Origin of the sequence: Paenibacillus xanthanilyticus, from assembly GCF_042682185.1 — a bacterium.
Taxonomy (GTDB): domain Bacteria; phylum Bacillota; class Bacilli; order Paenibacillales; family Paenibacillaceae; genus Paenibacillus_Z; species Paenibacillus_Z xanthanilyticus.
On sequence record NZ_JBHUHA010000001.1, the window covers coordinates 172,539 to 195,727 of the forward strand.

Consider the following 23,189-nt stretch of genomic DNA (forward strand, 5'->3'; position numbering starts at 1 on the left):
CTAGATTCAGAGAGGGGGAGCCCATGACGCAGCCAGTCGAAACGGTGCAGTCGCTCGAGCGGCGCGTGCTGCCGTTCACCCAGCCGGACGTATACGGCTTTCTCGGGCATGCGTTCGTGCTCGGAATTTTGCAAAATTACGAGGAATGCCGGCCGTGGATTCATACCAATTACGTGCAAATGTACATTTCGCAGCATTACATCGACTTGAACGAATACCGGCTGGATTTCTTTCCCGATCTGCTCATCATCTTCGGAAGCGTGCCTTGGCTGGAGTACCGACAGTCGGACAAGGCGGAATTGAAGCGGTTCAACATTAGCATCCACGATTACATCCAGCGCCAGATTGACGGCGGCTTCTACTTTTTCTCTTACGTCGACGAGTACTATATTCCGTTCACGCTGGCGTACGGCGAGCATCATTTCACGCACGATATTTTCATCTACGGCTACGATCGGGCCAAGCGGGTCTATCACTACGCCGTCTTCGACCGGAACCGTCAGTTTACGCTGCGCGAGCTCGATTTCGACGTGTTCGATACGGCATACCACGCGGATACGCGACAGAACGCGATTTCGGTCTGCCGCAAAGTGGCGCCCGAAGAGTACGCGACCTACAAGTATGATTTCAAAATCGGCAAGTACGACCTGGACGTGGCGCTGATGGCCGATATGCTGGACGACTATGTGAACGCGCGTAATACCAGCGATCGGCTGCGTCTGTACCGCAACGCCGAGCCTGGCCGCTGGGGGGTGGACGTCTATGACGCGCTGGGCGAATATTACGCCCTGCTCCGCGAAGATCGGATTAACCTGGACGTCCGCCAGATGCACAATCTGTGGGAGCACAAAAAAATGATGCTCGCCCGCATCGGCTATTTGCAGCAGCTCGGCATCGTAGCCCGCGAGCTTCCTTACCTGGACGCCTTCCAAAGGCTGGAGCAGGAGACGTTCAAAATGCGCAATATGCTGCTGAAGTTTTTCTTCAGCCGAAACCACGCCGCGCTGGACAAAATCATCGCATCGCTCGCCGTGATCAAACAGGTCGAACGCGAAGCGTGCGAGCAGCTAATTGCGGATTTGCGGCGTTATGCGGGTGCCCAGACTTGACGGTTCCATTTGATCTGTATCCAAGCAAGACCAAGGCAAGCTGCCGATCCCAACTCGGCGGCTTGTTTTTTTGCGTACAAGCGATCGAATCCCGTCATCGAAAGACGCACCGACGTCCGGCAGCCGCGCGAGAGGGCTGCTCGTTTCTGGGGCGGCTGGAATTATTCGTTAGGTTTTGATGAATCATAATGGAATTCATACGGACAAGGAGGATCACGATGGCCGATACCTTTAAACATGCGGGTAGCACGCAGGTGCTCGAACCAGGTGCCGTGCTGGCAGCCCTGGAACAATCCCTGGCGATGATCGAATTCGATTTGCAAGGTACGGTGCTGTGGGCGAACGAGAAGTTCGCCAGCGCGATCGGTTACCGAACCGACGAGCTGCGCGGCATGTCGCATAAAAAGTTTGTCGCGCGGGAATTCGCAGAGAGCCGCGAATACGCGGAGATGTGGAACCAGCTTCGCGGAGGGAAGAGATATCAAGAGAAAATTAAGCGCGTCACCAAGGACGGACGGATGATCTGGCTGGAAGCGTCCTATATGCCGGTCATGCAGGAAGGTAAAGTGAAGGCCATTCTTAAAGTCGCGACGGATATCTCCACCCGGGAAAACAAAACCACCGGGGAGACGAGCCAGCTGCGCCACCTGTCCGAGATGCTCCGCGCCCGGGCGGAGGAAGGCATGACGCGCGGCAGAGATATGGTGTCGGCGGTGGAACGGATCGCGGCGGAGTCGGAAGACAATGCCCAGCTGGTGCAATCGCTGCAGAAGCAGGCCAGCTCGATTCGCAGCATCGTGCAGACGATCCGCGACTTTGCGGCGCAGACTAATATGCTGGCCCTTAACGCCGCTATTGAAGCCGCGCATGCCGGGGAATACGGGCGGGGCTTCGCGATCGTCGCGGGCGAAGTGCGTTCGCTCGCCAAGCAGGTGCAGGATGCGGCGCAGGAGGTTCATCAGAACGTGGAGGAAATCTCGGACCACGTCGTCAAGATCGGGGCCGGTTCCCGAAGAACGGAGGAAGCGGTCGCGGAAAGCCAGACGCGAATCAAGCAGGCAATCGGCGATTTCGAAAGTATACTGGAGGCAGCGAGAAATCTGGACGACCAAGGGAGGTCTTTTGTCAAAACGAGATGATTTCGCGGTATGGAAATGAAGTCAAGTGAAGCAAACTATGGCAGGGCGCATAATAGAAACCAAAGGGGAGCAGCAGGATGAACCAGGATGTGACCATCGTCATCTGCGACGATTCCGTATTGATACGCAAGAAGCTCCGGGAAATGCTGGAGACGCTCGGCTACGCGCGCATTCATGAAGCGCTGGACGGCGAACAGGCTGTGGCGATCGCCCTGGATTACCGCCCGGACATCGTCTTCATGGATATCGTCATGCCGGTCAAGACGGGCATTGAGGCGCTTCGGGAGATTCGCGAGGCGCTGCCGGAGACGAAGGTCATCATGGCGTCTTCCGTCGGCACGCAGACCAATTTGAAGGAAGCGATCAAGCTGGGGGCGTATGATTTCGTGCAGAAGCCGCTATCGGCCGAGGCGATCAAGCGTGTCATGGAGAAGGCGTCGAGCAGGGGGGATCGCTAGATGTTTACGCAATATTTCGGCCATTATCTGCTGAACCGGGACCTGGTCTCCTTGCCGCAGCTTCACGAGGCGCTCGAGCAGCTGCAGTCCACGCGGGTCAAACTAGGGGTGCTGTCGGTCAATGCGGGATACATGAGCGCGGCGCAGGCGGACGAGATCAACCAGCTGCAGGCGACGATGGACAAGCGCTTCGGCGAAATCGCGATCGAGCAAGGACTGTTGACCGAACAGCAGCTCGGCGAGCTTTTGTCCGCGCAGAAGGAAAGCCATCTCGTCCTCGGGCAGGCGCTGATCGATCAGGGCACGTTGACGCTCGAGCAATTCCAGGAGGCGCTGGAGCAGTACAAGCGCGAGAATTACCTCTCCGATGAGCAGTTCGATGCGATCAAGAAGGGCGATATCGACGTGCTCGTCTCGACGCTGCTCAAGCTGGATAACACCAAAGAAAACGAGTGGTATCGGCAGTATTTGTCCTTATTCGCGAAAAACATGATCCGCTTTATCGACGATCAGCTGTTCATGGAAGTGAACGCGATTCCGCGGGACTACCATTGCGATTGGCTGGTGCTGCAGCGGATCTCCGGCCAAGCGAGGCTGACGACCGGATTCTCGATGAGCGAACAGGCGTTCCTGCGGCTGGCCTCCGCCTATGCCGAGGAGGCATTCGCAGCCCCGGACGAGATGGCCGAGGCGTCGGTCGGCGAATTCTTGAATCTGCACAACGGGCTGTTCTTGGTCACCATGTCCAATCACGGCGTCGAGCTGGAGCTGTCCCCGCAGGAAGTGAGCCGGAACGCAGCGCTGCCGGTCATCAAGTCGGGGCTGCTCATCACGGTGTATTTGACCGATATTTCGTTCGAGCTGGTGCTATCCGTCGATTGAGGGATGGATCCGTCACGCAGACGTTAAGGTATGAAAGGCTGCTTCCCCTTGTACTAGAAGGTGAGAGGCGGCCTTCGTTCGTTTTCATCGTTCCTACATGCGCCATCGAGGCAACCTTTGCGAATGCGCGGACGTCCATTCTTATATCGCATATCATCGAGAGGAGGTTTCGGATGAAGAAGGTCCCTAGAGCCGGCATGCTCTTGCTTCTAGGAGCGATCCTGACGGGATGCAGCGACGGCGTCCCGGCAGGCGCGGTCGAGGCAACGGCGAGTTTAAGCGAAACGAACGCAAGCGCGATCCATAAGCTGGAGCTGGGCAGGCCGGACAACCAGCACCCCGGCCGATATCCGGCCGTTGCCGAGACTACGGATCCGGGCAAGGTGCAGCAGTTCGTGGCGTGGATGGAGGCCGTACCGTGGGAGAACGCGGAAGTCTCGATGTCGCGACCGCCGGATCTGAAAATCGTCGGTACGAGTACGGGCGTTCGGGAGACGTTCGCCATCTGGTTGTCGACCAACGGCCGAAGCTACGAGGTCGTAGTCGAAGGACGCAGTTTATATGGAAAGATGTCCAGGCGGGACAGCGAAAGCCTGCGTAAATGGATCGAATCCTCCTTATCCTAGGAGGATTTTTTTTGTTGACGTCCGGGATCCTTCATCGCTATACTTCAATTTTATGGCAAGCAAGGAATCGACAGACAAACGATCGAGAGGAGCGGGCAGCGCAATGAAAATCGGGTTGATCGGCGATTATAACGAAGAGGTAGTGGCGCATCGGGCCATACCGGAAGCAATCCGGCTGGCGTCCGAAGATATCGGCGTGGGAGTAGAAGTCGAGTGGATTCCGACGACGTCGTTGGACGAGATGGCAGAAGAGAAGCTGAGATACTTTGACGGGCTGTGGTGCGTACCGGCCAGTCCCTATAAGAGCATGAGGGGCGCGCTGAACGGCATTCAATACGCACGGGAGCAGCGGATTCCTTTCCTAGGCACGTGCGGCGGATTCCAGCATATGGTCATCGAGTTCGCAAGGAACGTCGCGGGCCTGACGGACGCGGATCATGCCGAGATCAATCCGGAGGCTTCGGTCGTTCTCGTCGCGCCGCTAAGCTGCTCCGTCAGCGAGCAGACGAACGTGTTTCGCCTGACGACGGGATCTCTCACGGCTGCCACCTACGGCGCGAGCGAGACGGTCGAACAATACGGCACATGCAATTACGGTCCGGACCCGGCTTATAATGAACGGCTGGAGGCCGCGGGATTGCGCATCTCGGGGGTCGATACGGAAGGGACGACGCGAATCATGGAGCTTCCATCGCATCCGTTCATGATCGGCATGCTGTTCCAGCCGGAGCGCTCGGCGTTCAAGGGCGTGGCGCATCCGCTTATCCGGGCGTTCATCCGGGCGGCGCGGGACCGAAGGCGCAATGAATGGGGTTAGTTTGAACGTAACATCAACGAAGAGACGCCGGGTTTCCGGTCCTCGCCGAGGCGAGGCCGGAAGCCCGGCGTCTTTTCTTGGTTGATGCTATCCCATTACTTTGAGCCAGATATAGAGTCCGGTCAGCGTGACGAACAAGGTCGGCACGGTCAATACGATACCCGCTTTCAAATAATAGCCCCAGCTGATTCGCACGCCCTTGCCGGACAGGACGTGCAGCCACAGCAAGGTGGCGAGTGAACCGATCGGCGTCATCTTCGGTCCGAGATCCGAACCGATGACGTTGGCATAGACGAGCGATTCGCGAATGAGCCCTTCGGTCTCTGTTCCTTGAATGGCGAGCGCGTTAATCATGACAGTCGGCATATTGTTCATGACGGAGGACAATAGGGCGGCAATGAAACCCGCGCCTACCGTCGAGATGAACAGGCCTTGTTCACCGACGGCTTGGAAGAGCGCGCCGAGCTTGTCCGTCAATCCGACGTTGCGCAGGCCGTAGACGACGACGTACATGCCGATGGAGAAGACGACGACCGTCCACGGCGCGCCTTTCACCAGCTTCCAAGTCGGTACCGCCTCGCTCTTGCGGGCGAGGAGCAGGAACGCGATCGCCGCCGCGCCGGCCACGAATGAGACGGGAACATGCACCGTCTCGCTGAACATATAGGCGATCAGCAGGATGCCGAGCACATACCAGGACAGCTTGAATAGACGCGGATCCTTGATGGCCTCCCTTGGCTGACGCAGATGGTTCACGTCGTAATCCGCCGGAATCTGCTTCCGATAGAAGAGATAGAGGACGAGCAGGCTGGCACCGACAGAGAAGAACGTCGGCACGATCATCCGGCCGGCGTATTCGGCGAACGAGATATCGAAGAAGTCCGCGGATACGATGTTCACGAGATTGCTGATGACGAGCGGGATCGAGGCGGTATCCGAGATGAATCCGCTGGCCATGATATACGGCAAAATCATCCGGTCGTCAAACTTCAGCGCGCGGACCATCGCCAGCACGATCGGGGTCAGAATGAGCGCAGCGCCGTCGTTGGCGAAGAGCGTCGATACCGCGGCGCCGAGCAGGATGACGTACACGAACATCCGCCTTCCGCTACCGCCCGCGAATCGCGCCATATGCAGCGCCGCCCACTCGAAGAAGCCGATCTCATCGAGAATGAGCGAGAATAAGATGATCGCGACGAAGACGAGGGTCGCGTTCCAGACGATGCGGGTGACGTCCCAGACGTCGGCCCAATCGACTACGCCGAGCAGCAGCGCGGCGGCCGCGCCGGCGGAGGCCGACCAGCCGATGCCGAGCCCGCGCGGTTGCCAGATGACAAGCGCGAGCGTAATGATGAAGACGATCGAAGCAATTGCCAGCATGATGAACCTCTCTTTAATCGCAAGATAATGGGGGCTGCGAGGTAAGCTTCTTCCTCATGGAAGGCGGCCGCCTTGCTCGCGCAGCACGTCGCGCAGCAGCGCTCTCGTTTGGCTAAGGCGCTGACCGGCTCCGTGCGGATGCAGCGGGTCGCTCCATGCGAAGCCGTCGCCTTCGTATCTCGGGATGAGGTGCATATGGTAGTGTCCGAGATCGTTGAATCGACCGCCGTTCTGGCAGATCGTAATGCCATCCGGTCGAAAAGCGCGCTTCAAGGCGACCGATAGCATTCGCGATGCCTCCATAATGGCATAGGACGTCGACAATTCCATCTCCTCCACGTCGAGAGCGTGCCGCTTGGGCAGAATGAGCAGATGCCCCTCGTTGAACGGCGCGATATCGAGCACGCACGCAAGCCATTCATTTTCATACACGATTTGTACGCCCGGCTCCGATCCGTTCGCGATTCTGCATCCCAAGCAATCGATCGGCATGTTCATATCCCCTAAATAAGAAAGTTGAAATCTAGTATAACGAATGCCGAAGAGGTTGGGCAATCTAAGATTTCATAGATACATAACGTATCGAAAAAGGGGTCAACTAATTATTATTTTGAATCTGTAAACTTTAAACGAGGGAGACGGTTGGTAAATGAATTTTCGCACGATATCTTCTCCGTTCCCTACATATAACGGCTAACAAATCGAACACAGTATTAATTTCTTTCAAAGTAATTGCCTGACCCAATATCCAATGATACAATCTGTATTGTTTTGGAAACCTATCCCAATTTTTGTTGCGGGAATTGGAAGGATAGAGTTCTACGATGAACGGGGGGATCCGGCGCAGGTCGTAACGCGCAGTTCGTATTTCGTTGTCCTAGTTCGATAAAGGAGGCCCACTATTCATGCAAGCGATGTCCAAGAAACGATTGTCCGGTGCGCTCGCGCTGCTGGTCGCATGCTCGGCTCTGATTCCCGGGGCTGCCTTCGGCGCGGATTCATCCGCGGAGCCCGCACCCAAGGAGAGACCGTTCCCGTCATCATCGGGGCAATTTCGCGCCTTCGCGGAGCCGCCGCTGTTCATCGAGAATAATATCGGCAACGCTTTCGTGCAAGCGCAGGTCGACAATACCGGCCGCTTCAACGCCGCGTTGAAACATACGGAGAGCGAAGGCTGGTTCAACATCGTCTACAACTGGCCGTCCAATCCCGGCACCTCATTTACGTCGCTGAAGATCGATGGCCAAGAAATGGTCTACGGCGATTGGTCCACTGGCGAATTTCTCGCGCCGCCGGCCAACAACGAATCGCTGACGGCGAACGATTCCGTGTGGAAAACGGGAGACGTGACGGTACGTCAAGTGTTGAGCGCCGGCGTTAACCCGGCAACCGGGCTTCCCGATGCCCTGCAGATTCGCTACGTCATCACCAATACGGGCGAAACGGAGCATGAAGTAGGGCTGCGTCTCCTGATCGATACGATGGTAGCGGGCAACGACGCCGCGCCATTCAAGGTGCCTGGGGCCAGCGGGGTGGAGTCCGTCAATTACGAGCGGGATTACGTGGGCAGCGATGTTCCCGCTTTCTGGCAAGTTTTCAACGATTTCAACATTCCGGGTTACAGCGCCCAGTATTCCATGGAGGGCAGGGACGCTACGACGCCGGACCGCTTCACGATCGCCAACTGGAGCACGATGGATGATACGCTTTGGGACTATTCGATATCGGAAGGCCGGGAGACCGGCGACAGCGCGGTAGGCATGTGGTGGAACCCGGATACGTTGGCACCGGGCGAACAGCGAATCATTACGACGTACTACGGACGCCCGGGCGTCGGCGGCGAAAGCTCGCTCGTGCTGAGCGGTCGCAAGTCGCTATCTTATGACGAGTGGCAGACGAATCCGTTCAAGCTAATCTCGTACCTGTCGAACAGCACGGCCGAGGCGCTTGACCATGTCCGTCTGCAGATCGAGCCGGATGCCGGTCTCGTGCTGGACGGCACGGCCGCCGAGCAAGCGGTCGGCCAGGTCGAGCCTGGACAGACGGTGCAGACGGATTGGAAGCTGAAGGCGTCGGTCGCCGGCACTTACGGCGTTACGGTCCGCGCGTTCGAAGACGGGGCGACCGAGCCGTTCGCCACCGCCGAGTACGAGGTAGAGGCGCTGGCGCCGGTCGTGCCGCCGAACGTGTCCATCGGCGGCGGTCAAGGAACGACGTCCGATGGCACGCCGGTCGCGGGACGGGTGAGTCCGCTGACGATCTCGGCCAGCTTCGATAGCCCGCAAGCATCGGGCGTGTCGCTGCGCGTCAGCGATGCCGACGGAGACGTGTACGAAGCCGAATTGACCTCGGACAACGGCACGGACTGGTCGCATACGTTCACGCCTAGTCAGGTCGGCTTGTGGGAGGCGCCGCTCAGCGTTGCGATTACGCCTCGCTATCCGGACAATACGACCGGTCCGGTGTTGGAATTCCCGATCACGCTCATCGACCCGAGCGGATTCATCTATAACGAAGCCAAGGGCACGGATTGGAAGCTGCCTGGCGCAACGGTCACGCTGCAATATCGCGATCCGCTGCTGAACACATGGGTCAACATGAACGAAGAGGCGTATCCGGGCCAATTCATGCCGGTGACGAATCCGCAGGTGACGGGCGCCGACGGCCGTTACGGATGGGACGCCGCCGCGGGCTCGTACCGTGTCGTCGTCAGTCGGCCAGGCTTCGCGACGGCGACGAGCCGCGTCGTCGACATCCCGCCTCCGGTTACGGATCTCGACGTTGGCCTGACTCCGACGGATACGGGCGCTCCAGCCGTTACGCTCATTGGAGTCCAGTCCGGCCAAAGCTACACGGGGGCCGTTGAAGCGAGCTTCACGGCGGTGGATGATGCGGCCGGCGTTCGCCAAGTCAGCTATTCCATCGATGGCGACGCAGCCGTCGTCGTGAGCGACGACGAAGGGACGCTCCCGGCGATAAGCGGCAGCGGACAGCATACGATCGAACTGACGGCGACCGACCATGCCGGCAACGAGAAGTCAGTCTCGCTTAGCTTCGCGATCAAGGATACCGACCAGACGGCGCCGGTCACTGTACTGCTGGCGAACGACGCGCCGGCTGCGGAGTGGTATCGCGCGAACGCGATTGAAGTGAAGCTGAGCGCATCCGACGAACCGTCCGGCTCAGGCGTTGCCGGCACATACTACAAAGTGAACGGCGGCACGGAGAAGCCGTACGCCGGTCCGTTCAGCCTATCCGGCTCGTCCTCGTATCATATTGCGTATTACAGCCGCGATAACGCAGGCAATGCCGAGAACGCGAAGACCGTCACGCTGAAGGTCGACACGGCCGCTCCGACGACGACGTACAAAGTGACGCCTGTCTGGGCAACGAAGGGCGGCGTGAAGTACATCAAAGGGTACACGTGGACACTTGCTGCCAAAGACGCCGCATCCGGCTCCGGCGTGAAGCATACCTATTACCGCGTCAACGGCGGCGCGTGGAACGCGTATACCTCACCGTTCGAAGCCGCTGCGTCGACGAACAACCTCAGCATCGAATTCTACAGCATGGACCATGCGGGGAACAAAGAAACCGTGAAATAAGGCGGATCATCACCCAACATGCGAGCAGAGAAAAGAACCCGCGGCGGCAGCCGCGGGTTCTTTCTTAATGTCGCGCGGGAGAATTCGTTCGCGAGCAGGTCAGCAGCAGGGTGTGGGTTAGCAGATCGCGTACAGGTCAGCAGGGGAGCATTCCTGCTCGCGGCTTATGGAATTTCGATCGTAACGCGAGGCCATATCGCTTGCCAATTCTTCTTCGCAAGCCGCTGCGCATAGACGCGGACAAGCTTCTCATCCGTCCGATAGAGAGGCGTTGGCCGAACGGCGAGATCGAGCAAGTCCTGCACGCCGCAGGGAGCGGTCAGGACGACGCGGCCGTCATGGTCCAGTCGAACGCCGAGCGCGGTCGCGGTCTCCGGGAATTTCGAGATCGCGTCTTCGGTGGAAGCGTAAGGCGGAAGTCCGTTGACCAGATGCATCCTGGCTTGGTTCTTTACCGACCACGGCTGTCCGGGGAGCAGCTCGGCCAGGCGGGCCTCCCATCGTTTCTCCGCTTGCTCGTCCGTGCAGGCCGGGTCGAAATAGACGACGTCGATATCGGGCATCGGCGTGCGCGTCCCGAACCCGTGCAGCGCGTCCCATACTTTAGCTCTGACGAAGCCAGCGCACGCCCAGCAGTCGGGCAATGCCAGCGATTGAACCGTTCTCAAAATGTCCATCATCCAGCGATCGTCTTCGATGAGGTTCGCAACCCATTGTTCGTCGCGCATATCGTTCTCCTTTCCGATTCTGATAGGGAATGGTTGTTCTTAATCATACGGGCTTGGGGATAAAAATACGAGATTCTAGCAAAAAATGACGTAGAACGGGTAGTTACTTTCCCCATTTTCTAGTAAAATAAGGAAGGTCAATCCATTATTGAGAGGGGAATCGCAGCCGCCACTAAGCGACGCTTGATCAATATGAACGAGGTGAATGATGAAACTATCTATTGTTATTCCGGCCTATAACCGGGAGAAGCTGCTTGCCATCACGCTGGATTACATTGCCGCGCAAAAGGACGTCGATCCGAATTCTTACGAGACGATTATCGTCGACGACGGCTCGGAGGACGGCACGAAGGGCGTCTATGAGACGTATCGTCGCCGAATTCGTCACCTGAAATATGTGTACCGCGCCCGCGACGAACGTTCCTGCCGCTCCCGGGCGCGCAATCTCGGGCTCGCGGAGAGCACGGGCGAAATGGTGATGTTTCTCGATACGAGCATGCTCCTCCCGAACCATTTCATTCGCAATTTGTACCGTATAATGGACGAGCATCCCCACCCGAAGCTGAACATTTATCATTATATGATGGGCATGTGGGTGGAGCCGGGCAAGCACGATCTGACCGTCTTGGACGAGTTGACGCCGGACAATATGACCGACATTACGCGGCGATTGCTCGCGCTGCCGGAGTGGCTCGACAACCGCGAGGGACTGTTCCAGCTGGCGGATCATGACCTGAATAAGCTTGCCGCCCCGTGGACGCTCGGCTGGTCCGGCTGCTACACGGTGAATCGGACGTTCGTGCAGGCTGCGGGCGGGTTCGACGAGGCCTTCCTGGGCTGGGGAGCGGAGGATACCGACCTTTCGTATCGACTCTACAAGCTCGGCGCGCGCATTATCGCGGATAGCGAAGCGCCGGCGCTGCATCTGCCGCATTTTAGCCCGAAGGAATCATCCGTGCAAGAGGTGCTCAACAAGCGGATCAATAACGGCAAAAACCTCATGCTGCAGCATCAGAAACGGTACGAATTCGACACGGAGTTTTTTCAGCTCTATCCGGGTCCGTACTATAACCACGTGCTTGCCCGCTTCCATTCGATGTCGCTCATGGAGATCGTGCCCGGGTACTGCGGCGAGCTGCTGGGCATGCTGGGCGCAATGCTGCGCGAAGAGACCCGCACCGCGCTGATCGGCTCCGATCTGGCGTATTTCATTCAAGGCGCGGGCGTGACCGACGTCTTCCTGCAAAATCCGAACGTCATCGGTCCGCTTGGCCGCAGACTGCCTGACGTGCGCATGCATTATTTACTGGGCTTGCACACGCCGTTCGCGGACAACGCGTTCGACACCGTCGTCATTACCGATTATATACGCGCGTTCCCGGGCCGCTTCGCCATGCGGCTGTTGAAGGAAGCGTCGCGAATCGGCCGACGCGTCATCCTGCTCTTTACCGAGGAATACAATTCGGTCATCAATTGGCTCGACGGCCAGCATTGGTCGGATATCGAGCTGATCCGCAAGTCGGCCGCTGCCAACAAGCTGACGGTCGTCGAATTGGCGAGGATGGAATCGACCAGGGTGTTGGAATTGAACGGACCGCCTCCCAGAAGAGTGATCACGATGGAGAATCGAACCGGCGAAGACGGGCATTCCGACAAGCAGCCCATGCCCGCGGGGCAAGCTGCGGAGGACTAAATCGCATCGCAGCGTTAGAGAAGATCGCCTGTTAAGGCGGTCTTCTTTGAGCATTCGCGGCAAACGGCCGTTGACCGCCCAGCGGGAGCGATCCGATGAGGTTAGCCATGGCGCCCTGCTTGATACGCAACAAGTCGGGGCAGGAGATAGCATGGCGCGAATAGAAGAGAGAGACGAGCAGATAGTAGATGAAGGCGTCTAGGCGCCAAATAAACGAAAGGATGGTGCTCGCTAATGACCACTTCCGTAATGTTCTGCTATGCCCATCCCGATGATGAAACTTTCCTTAGCGCGGGGCTCATCCGGACGCTGTCCGACGAAGGCTTCCCTCCGGCGCTGCTGCTGGCGACTAGCGGCGATGCGGGTCAAAAGAACGGCGCTTACCGCGATTGGACGCGCGAGAAGCTCGGCACGCTGCGGGAGCAAGAGATGGCCGCTGCCGCGAAAATACTCGGCATCGCCGATTCGCGCTTCCTGCGCTTGCCGGATGGCCGTCTGCAAGAGACGGACGAAGCATGGTTTGTGCAGCAAGTGGCGGAGGCGATCAATCAGGTGCAGCCCTCAGCCGTGTTTACGTTCCCGCCTGATGGCGGCAACGGACACCAGGATCATCGGGCGATTTCGCGAATCGTTACCAAGGCGGTCGTGGAAGGGCATTGCAGCTCGGTTCGGCAGTTATATTATGTCTTCTCGGATTCGCTGGCGCAGGAAGGCCGAACCCCAGCTGTAACGATCGATACGCTGCCCCTCTGGCCAATCAAGGCGGACGCCCTGCGCGCCCATGATTCGCAAATCGAGGCGATAAAGCGGTATTTCGGCGATCTGTCGGATTGTCTGCCGGAAAGACGTTACGAAGCGTTCGCGCTCGCTTGGGAGAGCGGCGCGTGGTGGCCGGAGATATCGGAAACGCGGGCGAGAGCGTCGCTTGGGCTGCCGCACCCAGTCATTCCGGAACAAAGCGGTTAACGAGAAGGATAAGGAGGCACGAAGTGAAGCGGCAAGAGTTGGCGGCCAGAGAATGAGTACTTGCACGAGCGCCGATCTCCCAGGCGAATCCGAGCGGTACGAATCGCTGATTCTGCAGTGTCGAAGACGCGGCAACCGGCAGCCCCATCGACCCGCGAACAAGAACAAGGGGGAGCCAGCCGGCTCCCCCTTGTTCTTGTTCGTTATAGGTCTCGCGTTGTCCGGGTTCAGTATGCTTCTTCCCGAAGCATATATCGATGATACACGAACTCGAACGCGCCCAACATGAGCGAAATAAAGAATGCCTCGCCCATCGACAGATTCCAGTCCAAATAATCCGCGACGACGTATAGATACGCCATGGCAAGACCGAAATCGGCGATGGTCGCAACCGTATTGTTCGTCTTGCGCAAAATAAGTTGATCGCCGATCAAATAAGCGATTACCGTAAGTCCGGTCGCGGCCAGCGCGGCTTCGAGCAGCGTCGCATCGGTGTAGTACATGAGCAGCGCAATGACGATCCCGCCGTTGACCAACCATTTAAACACAAACTTCGACATATGCGGAGGGCTCCTTTACCAGGTGATCCCTCTTAAGTTGCCGCAACCGCCTGCCTTTTAATCATCATTTCCCCACGAATTCCAACATGGCCCCCCTTGCTTGACGATCCAGCTAGCGGACGGCTGCTCTGTACGCGAACGATTCATAGCGAACGTTCGCGCGCGAAACAGGCCCGGAGTTTCCTCCGGGCCTGTCTTTTCGAACCTTTAACGAATTAAGGGATCAGCTTCCACACTTCGGCCACGCCAGGCGTTTCGCCCTGTGTCCACCATCTTGCTTCGTAAACTTTGCCGTTGTAGGTGACTTTGTTGCCGCCGACATAGACGGTCGTGGCGCTCCAGGCCGGATACTGCGGCGTGGACGTTCCCGTCGTGGTGACGGATAGCGCGGCGGATAAGTTCGAGGCGCCGCTGCTATTGGTCGCTCTGACGGTGTACGAATATGTCGTGCCTGATGTCAAGCCCGAGTTCGTGAAGGAAGCGGACGTAGAAGTGCCGACCAGGCTGTTGTTGCGGTAGATTTCGTAGCCTGTTGCGCCGCTAACGGCATTCCAGGACAGCGTGACGCTCGTGTTCGTGATGCCGGAAGCCGTCAGGCCGGTCGGCGTGCCGAGGGTAGGCGTCGTGCCGCCGGTGAAGTTGACGTCGATGACATTGTAGAAGGCATTGGCCGTGTCGGCGATTTCCCATACGGCGAGAATGACATGATACCCGGATTTGGCAGGAACGTTGCAGTTGCTCGTGTACGTGAATGGAGGCTGAGTACCGTTCTTCAGCTCGGTGCAGAACGGCGTCAGGTTGAAGGAGTCGCGGGTAAGTGGGGCGTTTTGGTTCCAGCCGTCTTTCGTAATATAGTACTTCCAGCTTGCCGTGGCGTGCGCCGCGGTCAGTTTCCATGTGAACTGCTTAGGACCGGCTTGAATGTTGACCTTGTTCCAGCGCGTGGACGATTGCTCGTCGAGTTTCGGGAATGCGCCGCCCGCGCTCGCAATTTTGCCGTCCGCAGGGCCTGCGTTCGGCCAGCCTTTAGGCGCTTCCAAGCTTTGAGGCTCGTATACGATGGCGCCGCAATCGACGTTCGTGCCGTTCTTGCACTGGATCGCACGGCTTGCAGGCGAGTCGACGTATCCGTGAGCGGAAGCTTTTTGAACCAGGATCAGCGAGAGGACCGCCATTAAGAGCATCGATCCGCCCACCAGGGCCATCTTTCTCCAAAACAGTTGATTCGGCAAACTAATCGTCATCCATCTTCCTCCTTAGTCATTTGGGTTGGACAAGCGGTAAGCGCTTCCAAACGGGATTTAGAAGATGTTCACCTCCCTTCCGGCTGGTTGAAAGGGTGATACAATTTGTTGCCCTTTAATCATAGCTCACCTTTACAAATGCCACAATTACAACATTTTATACAAATTAACTATTTATTACAGATTTCAATGGATGCTCTGAAGTGCGCTGATTTGGTTGGCATGAATTGTTGCCTGGATTACCGAAACCCCAGGACGCTCCTTACGTAGTTCATCGAGAACGGATTGCATTGCCTGTTCGGAATCGTTAAGATGAACGGAGTTACTATACTTATCATCGTAAGGAGAACGACTAGTGGAACAACATTCATCCGGCCCTCGTACGGGCTCGCTTAACCCATGGCTTGCCATATGGATCCGGCCGCGCGCGACGGTTCGCGCTTTCCTGGATTCCGCGCAGCCGCAGCGCCATCTCGTGCCGCTGTCGATCGTGGCGGGAATCATGAGCGCGATCGTCGAATATTCGACGAATCCGCGTCTGCAGGATATGCCGCCGGTGGCGCTTGCCATCGCGGCCATGATCTCCGGAGCCATCGGCGGCATCCTCGGCGTCTATTTCTTCGGCTGGCTGATCGCGAAGGTCGGCGGCTGGATCGGCGGTCAAGGGCAATCCTGGGAAATTCGCACGGCCATCCTGCGGGGGAACTACATGCCAGCCATTCTCGCAGGGGTCGTCAGCATACCGAATCTGATGACTCCCGGCGGCACGGCGATCGGTCTTTTCTTCGGCGGTCTCACCATCGTGCTCGGCATCTGGATGCTCGGCATCAGCATTCTCTCCATCGCCGAAGCGCATCGGTTCAGCGTCTGGAAATCGCTGCTGTGCGGGATAATTGCCGGCATCTTGTTGACGATCGTGCTCGTGCTGGTCGTGACGCTCATTATTCTGTTGTTCAATCTATAGGTTTTCGTTTCGCTAATAAACGCTAGCAACAGGCATGCCCGGTATCCGATGATACCGGGCATGCCTATTTTTGTTGGCTAAAGCAAGCTTTGTTTGGTTGTCGCGGCATCGCGTCATGCAGCTAAAGACGCTCCTGTCCCGATGCTTTGGCACATTCCGACAAGGGCTGCCGGGCGTTGTTAGGAGAAACGATACAACCACCCAGCATGCCGCCGGAAGGATACTCCGCCGAAGCGCCATGTGATATTCTCTCACTGGAATATTTATTCATATCGCATAGTGTTTGTTAATTCCAGCTGGCACGCGAATATTCCGAAGCTGGCCATCCCGTCAGTCAGAAACCAAATGGGAGGTTGATAGAGATGGAGAAAGGCACGACGTTATTTCTGCTGAAGAACGATAGGGAGGGGGCCTACGACGGATCGGTCAAAGGCATCGCGGTCACGCGGCTCGTCAACGCAAGACCACTCGAGGCGGAGCTTGGCTTTCGGCTGGACAAGGGCTGTATCGAGCTGGCGCGCAACAAAGACTTGGACAATCTTCAGGCCTTCACGCTGGAAGCGACGATTACGCCGGACGCCGTCGGCGGAACGCGACAGAACATCATCGAAGCGCAAAGCCCGTCCGTCGCGTTGTTCATCGAAGCGAACGGGAAGCTGGTCGGCTCGGTCCATACGGCGGCCGGATGGGTATCGGTCGACAGCGGTGCGACGCTAATCAAAGGACGCGTAACCGTTCGCGTACGGATGCTGCGCGATGATGCGGGGAATACGGAACTGCAGATTGACGATAAAACCGTCGGCTCGAGGCTCATTCCGGGCCCGCTCAAAAACGTCGGCGCGCTGGGCTTCAAGGTCGGGGCTGGCATTGATGGGAAAGTTTATGCCTATACCGGCCGAATCGCGAACGTCGAGATCAAGCAAGGGGCGGTATCCGGGCAAGCTTTGGCCGCCAAGCAGGCGAGAGCCCATCAGCTGGAACAGCAAGTGAAACAAGCGACAGGCTTGTCGGATATTAAAATTAACTGGCTGCCGGACGCGAGCCGGGCGAAGCTGCAGCCAATCAAGGATATTATGAACGCAGCCGGAGTAGATAAGCTTACCGATCTCGTCACCCTTAAGATCGTCAACAAGACCGTGCTGACGCCAGGCAAAGTCATCGTCGCTCCTCGCAAAAGCAGCGGCAATGCAATCGACTGGAAGAAGGTGGCCGAGAACTTCGTGGCGGGAGCAAATCCTGGTACAAGACGCGAGAGCTTGGCCAAATACCTCGTCAACCGTAACAGCGCGCAGGTATTGAGACGCTATATTCCGGCTCCGGTTCCAACGCGTCCGCAAGTGATTGCGCAGGGCGTACCCGGCGCGATCGCCTCGGCCGCGACTTCTTCGGCTGCCCAGCCCGCATCCATCGGGGGCGCTGCGGCGCCTGCACCCGGCATTGTTGCCGGCAGAAGGACCACAGCCGCCATTCCGACCGCCGTATTGCGCGAGCTGCCGGTAATCAAGCGCAACCAGCCGCCGACGAATATCGGCGATCTGTTGAATACCGACCGCGACCTGCTCGAGATTCGCGACAACGCCATCGTCAGCAAGCTGGAATCGCGCAGCCCGGGCCAATGGCCGACCTTGAACGCGCCGCCGGTTCAGACCTATTCGCTGAAATCGATCCCGGTCTCGAGCGCCGTTATTATCGCCAATACGCTGGACTTGACGGAGACGGAGCTCGTCATCGAGCCCAACGTTACGACCTGCTACATCATCGCGGAGCAGATTATCTGCGGCAATAATGCCAAGATCTCTTGGCGCAGACCCGGGGGATCAACGCCGCCAAGGCTGGACAATCCGGATCTTAACGGAAGGAACTATTCGGGTATCCACACGAAGGCGGGCTCGCGCGACGGCTTGAACGGGGAAGACGGACGTAACGGCGATATCGGGATCGAGGGCGCGAAGGGAGCGCCGGCGCCTCATCTCGAGATTTGGGTCAAGAACATGAGCGCGATGCCGAACATCGACCTGAACGGCGAAGACGGCCGCAAGGGCGGCCAAGGACAGCGCGGCGGACGCGGCGGCAACGGCGCGGACGGTCAGGTCGGGGAGCGTTGGTGGCTGTTCGGCTGGCACTGCTCCGAGGATCCGGGCGACGGCGGAGATGGGGGCGATGGCGGCGACGGCGGTCGGGGCGGCAAAGGCGGCAACGGCGGCAGAGCCGGCAATATCACGATTGGCGTGCTGGACGGCACACTCGAATCGACGGTCACTAACAAAGCATTCAAGCTGAAGAACCAAGGCGGCCAGCGCGGCCGCGGCGGCGACGGAGGGCCCGGGGGCTTGGGCGGCGCGGGCGGCCGGAGCGGCGTCGGCGAGACGTGCAAGGATGCGCGCAACGGCCATGCGGGCGCACAAGGACAGCCGGGCCGCGCGGGTACGGATGCCGCCTACGAAGGACTGGACGGCAGTATCGCATTTTTCGAATTTACCGAGGACGCGTGGGAGGATCTATTGGAGCGCCCGTGGCTGACGGATATCACTCCAGCTCAGCCGTTCCCCGGTGACAAGCTGACGCTGCGCGGCAGTCACTTTACGAGCAACGACCGCGTCATGTTCGGCGGTCAGCTGATGGTGCCGACCGTCAACGCGGACGAGAGTCTATCGATGACCGTTCCGCTCGAGGAGACCGGCGGCGCGAAGACGGCGTATGTGATTCGACAAGATGGGACCGAGAGCAACCGGCTGACCGTGCGGGTGAAGCCGCAGCTGGATCCGTTCTCAGGCGTGCTGACGCCGGGAACCAACATTATACTCAAGGGCAGAGCTTTCGTGAACGGCGCGGCGGTGCTCGTGAACGGTTCGGCGGTGCCGGCGATCGTCGCCGACAAGAAGACGCTTGCCTTCGTCATGCCGGATACGGGCGGAGGCGGCAGCGCGGGCGGAACCGTGACGCTCCAGGTGCGCAATCCGGACGGCCTGCTCAGCAGCGGCAGAACGGCTTCGATTCCGCGCATCATGGAGATTCCGTTCAAATTCGGCCAGCACAATCTGCCGTTCGATAACTTCAAGGACGGCATTCCGAGCTGGGGCACGTTCGAGGATACATTCGGGACGGCGGAGGTCATCCACGAGATTTCGGATCCGGTATTCGGGCATCCGATTCTGACGACGGCGTTCTTCGCCTTCTATAAGCACTTCTTGAACGGAGAGGACAAGGGGGGGCTGGCGACCGGCTTCTGCACGTCGATGGCCGCGCTCGTCGCCGACAACTTCTGGCAGGGCAAGAACGATACGAACACGCTGACCAAGACAGGACTGCACGAATTCCTGACGGCGATTCACGGTCGACTGCTCAGCCGCGAGAGCTTGATCCACTTCCATGATCAAGGACGCGAAGGCGTCGCGCGGGTGGAGAAGACCGGCCGCGAGATCGAGTCGGCCTTCGTGCGCGGGTTGGACCGGAACAACGCGCCGCTGCTGTTCTTCATCCCATCCGGCGCGGTATGGGATGCCGGCTACACGGACAAACTGGCGAGTTCACATTGTGTCATGCCGTACAAGTTCGTCTACCCCGTCGGCCATCTGGGACCGAAGCTGTCGCCTGACGGCACGACGACGATCACGAGTCTGGACGGCGTCGAGATGTTCGTCTGGGATTGCAACGAGCCGGCATCGAAGAACTGCCGCGTCGTGTTCAAGGTTGTGAACGGGCAGCTGCACTTCGATTACTTCAACGGCGGAACGGACATCCAGTTCAGCAGCGCGGACGGCATTACGCTCGGCACGATGACCAACGGCCAATATTTGCTTGCCGATCACGACCTGCCGTTCAGCGGACCGCTCGGACTGACCCGCTTTGTCGTCGACTTCCTGCTCTCGCCGGCCGACCTGCAGATCGCCGACGAGAACGGTCTCACGACGGGCCGGTTCGGCAATCAGATTCGCGCCGATATTCCGGACAGCCACCCGTGCTACCTCGTCAAGGGCGCATACCTGCTGCCGGAGAACGTCCCGCTCACGCGTAAAGTGGTCGGAACGGGTAGCGGCACGTACACGTACAACTCCATTCTGCCGAATGGCTTGACCGTCGTCATCTCCGGCGTATCTACCCAGCTCGGCCAGGAGGACGTGTTGTCCGCCAACGCCGATTATTCGCAAATCCGGTTCTCGCCGGGCGCGGAAAAGAATTTCACGTTGACGCTCTCCCGCCAAGTGGGCGAGCAGGTGCGCGCGATCGCGGTGCAAGGCATTGGCGGCGGTCCCACGGACGATCTCGATATCACGCTCTCCCCCGAGCTGTCGCTCGTGCGCGTCGGCAACCGCAGCGGCATCAAGACGGTCGACGTCAAGGCATTCGTGCTCGACAAGGCGTCCAATCAGCCGCAGAACGGCCACCTGGCCGACATTCATTTACCGGAGAATCACGATCTGGTCGTCGCGGTTCCGGACTGGAACAGCCTGGACTTGAACGTCGATACGTTAAGCTTCAATTAATGCCGAATCTCAGCCGGTTTCATGCCCCATCCCACCAGGGATGGGGTTTCTTGTTGTTGAAGCATGGGTTGTCTTGGCCAGTTGGCGGTAGGTTCATTAGGTTGGGCAAAAGAAGGTTGAATGCAAACAAACGATGATGTATATTGTTTATATAAATAACAAACAAGTAAATGGAGTGTTTAGATATGGAGCTGAATGAACGTTTTTGGTCGGCGGGACTGGAGGATTTGAAGCGGGGCTATGTCGTTGACGAGGCGGGGGCGCACAGCTGCCTCATCTGCGGAGAGACGTACGAAGACGGCGTCGTGTACCGGGTCCAGGGCCATGACGACCGCATGTTCGAGGCGCGCCGGATGGCGAAGCACCACCTCGAGAGCGTGCATGGCTCAATGCTGGCCTATCTGCTGGGGCTGGATAAGAAAGCGACCGGCTTGACGGATCTGCAGAAGGAGCTCATTCGGGACTTCGCCTCCGGGCTATCGGATGCCGAGATCGTGAAACGCGCGGGCTCGGGCAGCGCTTCGACGATTCGCAACCATCGTTTCGTCCTGAAGGAGAAGGCGAAGCAGGCGAAGCTGCTGCTGGCGGTCATGGAGCTGATGGAGACCGGCGTCTCGCCGGAAGCGCCGCGCTTCGTGCCGATTCACCGCACGGCGACCCGGGTGGACGAACGGTACGCGATTACGGAAGACGACTACGAGAAGATGCTGAAGCAATATTTTCCGAAGGGGCCGGACGGTCCGCTCGAGTCATTCCCGCGCAAGGAGAAGAAGAAAATCGCGATCCTGCGCCATATCGCCTCCAAGTTCGAACCGGGACGCGCTTATTCGGAGAAGGAGATTAACGAGCGGCTCAAGCCGTTCTGGGAAGAGGATTACGTGACGCTGCGGCGATATTTGATCGAATACGGCTATTTGGACCGGAAGGAAGACGGCAGCTCGTATTGGTTGAAGGGATAAGAAGCGAAAGGAACGATCGACATGAACAAGAAGGAACAGCGCAAGCAGCTCGTGCAGAGGTATCAAGAGAAGGAGCGGCGGATGGGCGTATTCTCGATCACGAACAAGGCGAACGGGCGACGGCTGATCGGAGCTTCGGCGAACTTGGACGGCGCTTGGAACCGCGAGTTGTTCGGACTGGAGACCGGCTTGCATCCGAATAAGCTCCTGCAAGCCGATTGGAACGAATACGGGCCGGAGGTGTTCGAATTCGAGGTGCTCGAGCGCATCGAGACGAAGGATAAATTAATGTTCGATTATAAGGACGTGTTCCAGGCCGAATCGCCTGATCTGGCGTCGCGGACGATTCGGGATTACCGGAAGGAAGCGGCCAAGCGGGAGAAAATCTGGATCGAGAAGATGAACAGCTACATCCCGGAAGGCTATAACGAACGCTGACAAGAAAGGCCGCGCGGATCAACCGCGCGGCCTTTCGAATTGCGCCAGCCTCGAGTAGGCGGCTGTTAGGAACGGTTCCATCTGGCTCTCCATCGGGCAAGCCAGGATTGCGGCTTCGGATGCCGCATCGAGCGAGGCGAGAGCTCGCCGTCGTACCGGAAGTGAGGCGGGACGATACGCGATTCGGCTTGCCCGGTCATTTCATCGTGCCCTGGCGTCGAGGGCGGGTCTTCGAGTTCCGTCGCGATGGCTTGTTCAGCTTCCGTCAGTTGATCGGCTTCCGTCGCGATTATTTGTTCAGCTTCCGTCGATTGATCGGGTTCCATCGCGATGGTTTGTTTAGCTTCCGACAGTTGATCGAGTTCCGTCGCGACGGCTTGTCCAGCTTCGACGTATTCCAGGTCATTCACGCGCACGGTGAGCAGGGAGGAGTCCGGTTGCGGTTGGGCGCTGCTCAGGCTGGTCGGATGGGATTCGGAGGAATCGCTTGCGAAGCAAGCGGTCTCGGTTGTTTCTTCAACGGGTTCCTCCCGAGTCATCGTCATTGACTCCGGATCTTCCGCTTGCAATGCCTGCGCGGCAACCTGTTCATTCGACTCTTCCGATGCTGGTGCCGTATCTTCATGCGTCAACGGCTCCGGCGTTGCTTGATCTCCGGGATCGGCGTCGAATTCCGGCTGCTCTTCGAGCTGCTGACCGGGGGGCTGATTGCTCTCGGCTGCGGCCGTTTGGTGTAGGGTCTTCAATATGTCCTTCAAGCGGGCGACCTCGTCTTCCAGCTTGTCGACGCGACGGGCTAAGGCGATCCAGGCGTCGCGGCCATCCAGAACCGGAGACAACGGCGCCTGGGGGTGGCCGGACGGATCGGCGGCATCTTCGAGCAGCAGCGCGCGAAGCTCCTCCGGGGTGAGATAATTGGAGAACGACATAGGCGAGGGACCTCTTTTTCTCTCATAGAGTATCGAACTTGCAAGATTACGTTCATTATATCAAAATTTGTCGATAATGAAGCCGGTGTCGCTGAAAAAAGTTTGGCTGCATTCATCCTCGACGACGGGCGATATGGACCTGCCCGAGCACGAGCGTCCGCGCTTGTCTCGATTCCGCGAACCCCGATTTGGTCCGCTATCCCGATTG

General features: G+C 58.3%; 19 protein-coding genes. 13 read left to right on the plus strand and 6 right to left on the minus strand.

Annotated features, from left to right (window positions below):
- Positions 1–23 precede the first annotated feature (23 nt).
- From ACFSKT_RS00750 to ACFSKT_RS00775, 6 genes are all read left to right on the plus strand, one after another.
- Positions 24–1,109 carry a cysteine peptidase family C39 domain-containing protein gene (locus ACFSKT_RS00750; protein WP_377719888.1) on the plus strand — a complete coding sequence of 362 codons (1,086 nt, stop codon included), beginning with the start codon at positions 24–26 and terminating at the stop codon, positions 1,107–1,109.
- Between the two features lie 218 nt (positions 1,110–1,327).
- Complete coding sequence (locus ACFSKT_RS00755; protein WP_377719889.1) at positions 1,328–2,248, plus strand: methyl-accepting chemotaxis protein; 921 nt, start codon at positions 1,328–1,330, stop codon at positions 2,246–2,248.
- Between the two features lie 77 nt (positions 2,249–2,325).
- Complete coding sequence (locus ACFSKT_RS00760; RefSeq protein ID WP_377719890.1) at positions 2,326–2,706, plus strand: response regulator; 381 nt, start codon at positions 2,326–2,328, stop codon at positions 2,704–2,706.
- The gene (locus tag ACFSKT_RS00765; RefSeq protein WP_377719891.1) at positions 2,707–3,588 is read left to right on the plus strand and encodes a hypothetical protein; all 882 of its coding nucleotides are present in this window, start codon (positions 2,707–2,709) and stop codon (positions 3,586–3,588) included.
- A gap of 173 nt (positions 3,589–3,761) precedes the next feature.
- Complete coding sequence (locus ACFSKT_RS00770; protein ID WP_377719892.1) at positions 3,762–4,214, plus strand: hypothetical protein; 453 nt, start codon at positions 3,762–3,764, stop codon at positions 4,212–4,214.
- A gap of 103 nt (positions 4,215–4,317) precedes the next feature.
- Positions 4,318–5,031 carry a CTP synthase C-terminal region-related (seleno)protein gene (locus ACFSKT_RS00775; protein WP_377719893.1) on the plus strand — a complete coding sequence of 238 codons (714 nt, stop codon included), beginning with the start codon at positions 4,318–4,320 and terminating at the stop codon, positions 5,029–5,031.
- A gap of 87 nt (positions 5,032–5,118) precedes the next feature.
- Here ACFSKT_RS00775 and ACFSKT_RS00780 read toward each other — a convergent pair whose 3' ends face one another.
- Both ACFSKT_RS00780 and ACFSKT_RS00785 read right to left on the minus strand, forming a co-directional pair.
- Complete coding sequence (locus ACFSKT_RS00780; RefSeq protein ID WP_377719894.1) at positions 5,119–6,411, minus strand: arsenic transporter; 1,293 nt, start codon at positions 6,409–6,411, stop codon at positions 5,119–5,121.
- A gap of 54 nt (positions 6,412–6,465) precedes the next feature.
- Positions 6,466–6,903: an HIT family protein gene (locus tag ACFSKT_RS00785; protein ID WP_377719895.1), complete on the minus strand. Its 438-nt coding sequence runs from the start codon at positions 6,901–6,903 to the stop codon at positions 6,466–6,468.
- Positions 6,904–7,316: 413 nt separating this feature from the next.
- Here ACFSKT_RS00785 and ACFSKT_RS00790 point away from each other — a divergent pair, with 413 nt between their 5' ends.
- Complete coding sequence (locus ACFSKT_RS00790) at positions 7,317–10,016, plus strand: OmpL47-type beta-barrel domain-containing protein (protein ID WP_377719896.1); 2,700 nt, start codon at positions 7,317–7,319, stop codon at positions 10,014–10,016.
- A 164-nt stretch (positions 10,017–10,180) separates the two neighbouring features.
- Here ACFSKT_RS00790 and ACFSKT_RS00795 read toward each other — a convergent pair whose 3' ends face one another.
- Positions 10,181–10,744, minus strand: a complete 564-nt coding sequence (locus ACFSKT_RS00795) for a nucleotidyltransferase family protein (RefSeq protein WP_377719897.1) — start codon at positions 10,742–10,744, stop codon at positions 10,181–10,183.
- Between the two features lie 208 nt (positions 10,745–10,952).
- Here ACFSKT_RS00795 and ACFSKT_RS00800 point away from each other — a divergent pair, with 208 nt between their 5' ends.
- Positions 10,953–12,437: a glycosyltransferase gene (locus tag ACFSKT_RS00800; protein WP_377719898.1), complete on the plus strand. Its 1,485-nt coding sequence runs from the start codon at positions 10,953–10,955 to the stop codon at positions 12,435–12,437.
- Between the two features lie 234 nt (positions 12,438–12,671).
- Positions 12,672–13,403 carry a PIG-L deacetylase family protein gene (locus tag ACFSKT_RS00805; RefSeq protein ID WP_377719899.1) on the plus strand — a complete coding sequence of 244 codons (732 nt, stop codon included), beginning with the start codon at positions 12,672–12,674 and terminating at the stop codon, positions 13,401–13,403.
- A 227-nt stretch (positions 13,404–13,630) separates the two neighbouring features.
- Here ACFSKT_RS00805 and ACFSKT_RS00810 read toward each other — a convergent pair whose 3' ends face one another.
- Together ACFSKT_RS00810 and ACFSKT_RS00815 are read right to left on the minus strand one after the other, a co-directional pair.
- Positions 13,631–13,963, minus strand: a complete 333-nt coding sequence (locus ACFSKT_RS00810) for a DUF2512 family protein (RefSeq protein ID WP_377719900.1) — start codon at positions 13,961–13,963, stop codon at positions 13,631–13,633.
- Between the two features lie 215 nt (positions 13,964–14,178).
- Entirely contained in the window at positions 14,179–15,207 is a 1,029-nt protein-coding gene (locus tag ACFSKT_RS00815) for a lytic polysaccharide monooxygenase (protein ID WP_377719901.1), read from the minus strand.
- A gap of 355 nt (positions 15,208–15,562) precedes the next feature.
- On the opposite strand from ACFSKT_RS00815, the gene ACFSKT_RS00820 reads away from it, so the two are divergent.
- The 4 genes from ACFSKT_RS00820 (at position 15,563) to ACFSKT_RS00835 (ending at position 22,052) form a co-directional block, all read left to right on the plus strand.
- On the plus strand, positions 15,563–16,171 hold the full coding sequence (locus tag ACFSKT_RS00820; protein ID WP_377719902.1) for a YIP1 family protein: 609 nt from the start codon (positions 15,563–15,565) through the stop codon (positions 16,169–16,171).
- A gap of 362 nt (positions 16,172–16,533) precedes the next feature.
- A complete protein-coding gene (locus ACFSKT_RS00825) occupies positions 16,534–20,655 on the plus strand; it encodes an IPT/TIG domain-containing protein (protein ID WP_377719903.1) in 4,122 nt (1,373 codons plus the stop codon).
- A 185-nt stretch (positions 20,656–20,840) separates the two neighbouring features.
- On the plus strand, positions 20,841–21,614 hold the full coding sequence (locus ACFSKT_RS00830; RefSeq protein WP_377719904.1) for a DUF2087 domain-containing protein: 774 nt from the start codon (positions 20,841–20,843) through the stop codon (positions 21,612–21,614).
- Positions 21,615–21,635: 21 nt separating this feature from the next.
- Entirely contained in the window at positions 21,636–22,052 is a 417-nt protein-coding gene (locus ACFSKT_RS00835) for a GIY-YIG nuclease family protein (protein WP_377719905.1), read from the plus strand.
- A 65-nt stretch (positions 22,053–22,117) separates the two neighbouring features.
- Here the strand turns inward: ACFSKT_RS00835 and ACFSKT_RS00840 are convergent, their stop codons facing one another.
- Positions 22,118–22,981 (minus strand): hypothetical protein, encoded by an 864-nt coding sequence (locus ACFSKT_RS00840; RefSeq protein ID WP_377776293.1) that lies wholly within the window; start codon positions 22,979–22,981, stop codon positions 22,118–22,120.
- Positions 22,982–23,189 lie beyond the last annotated feature (208 nt).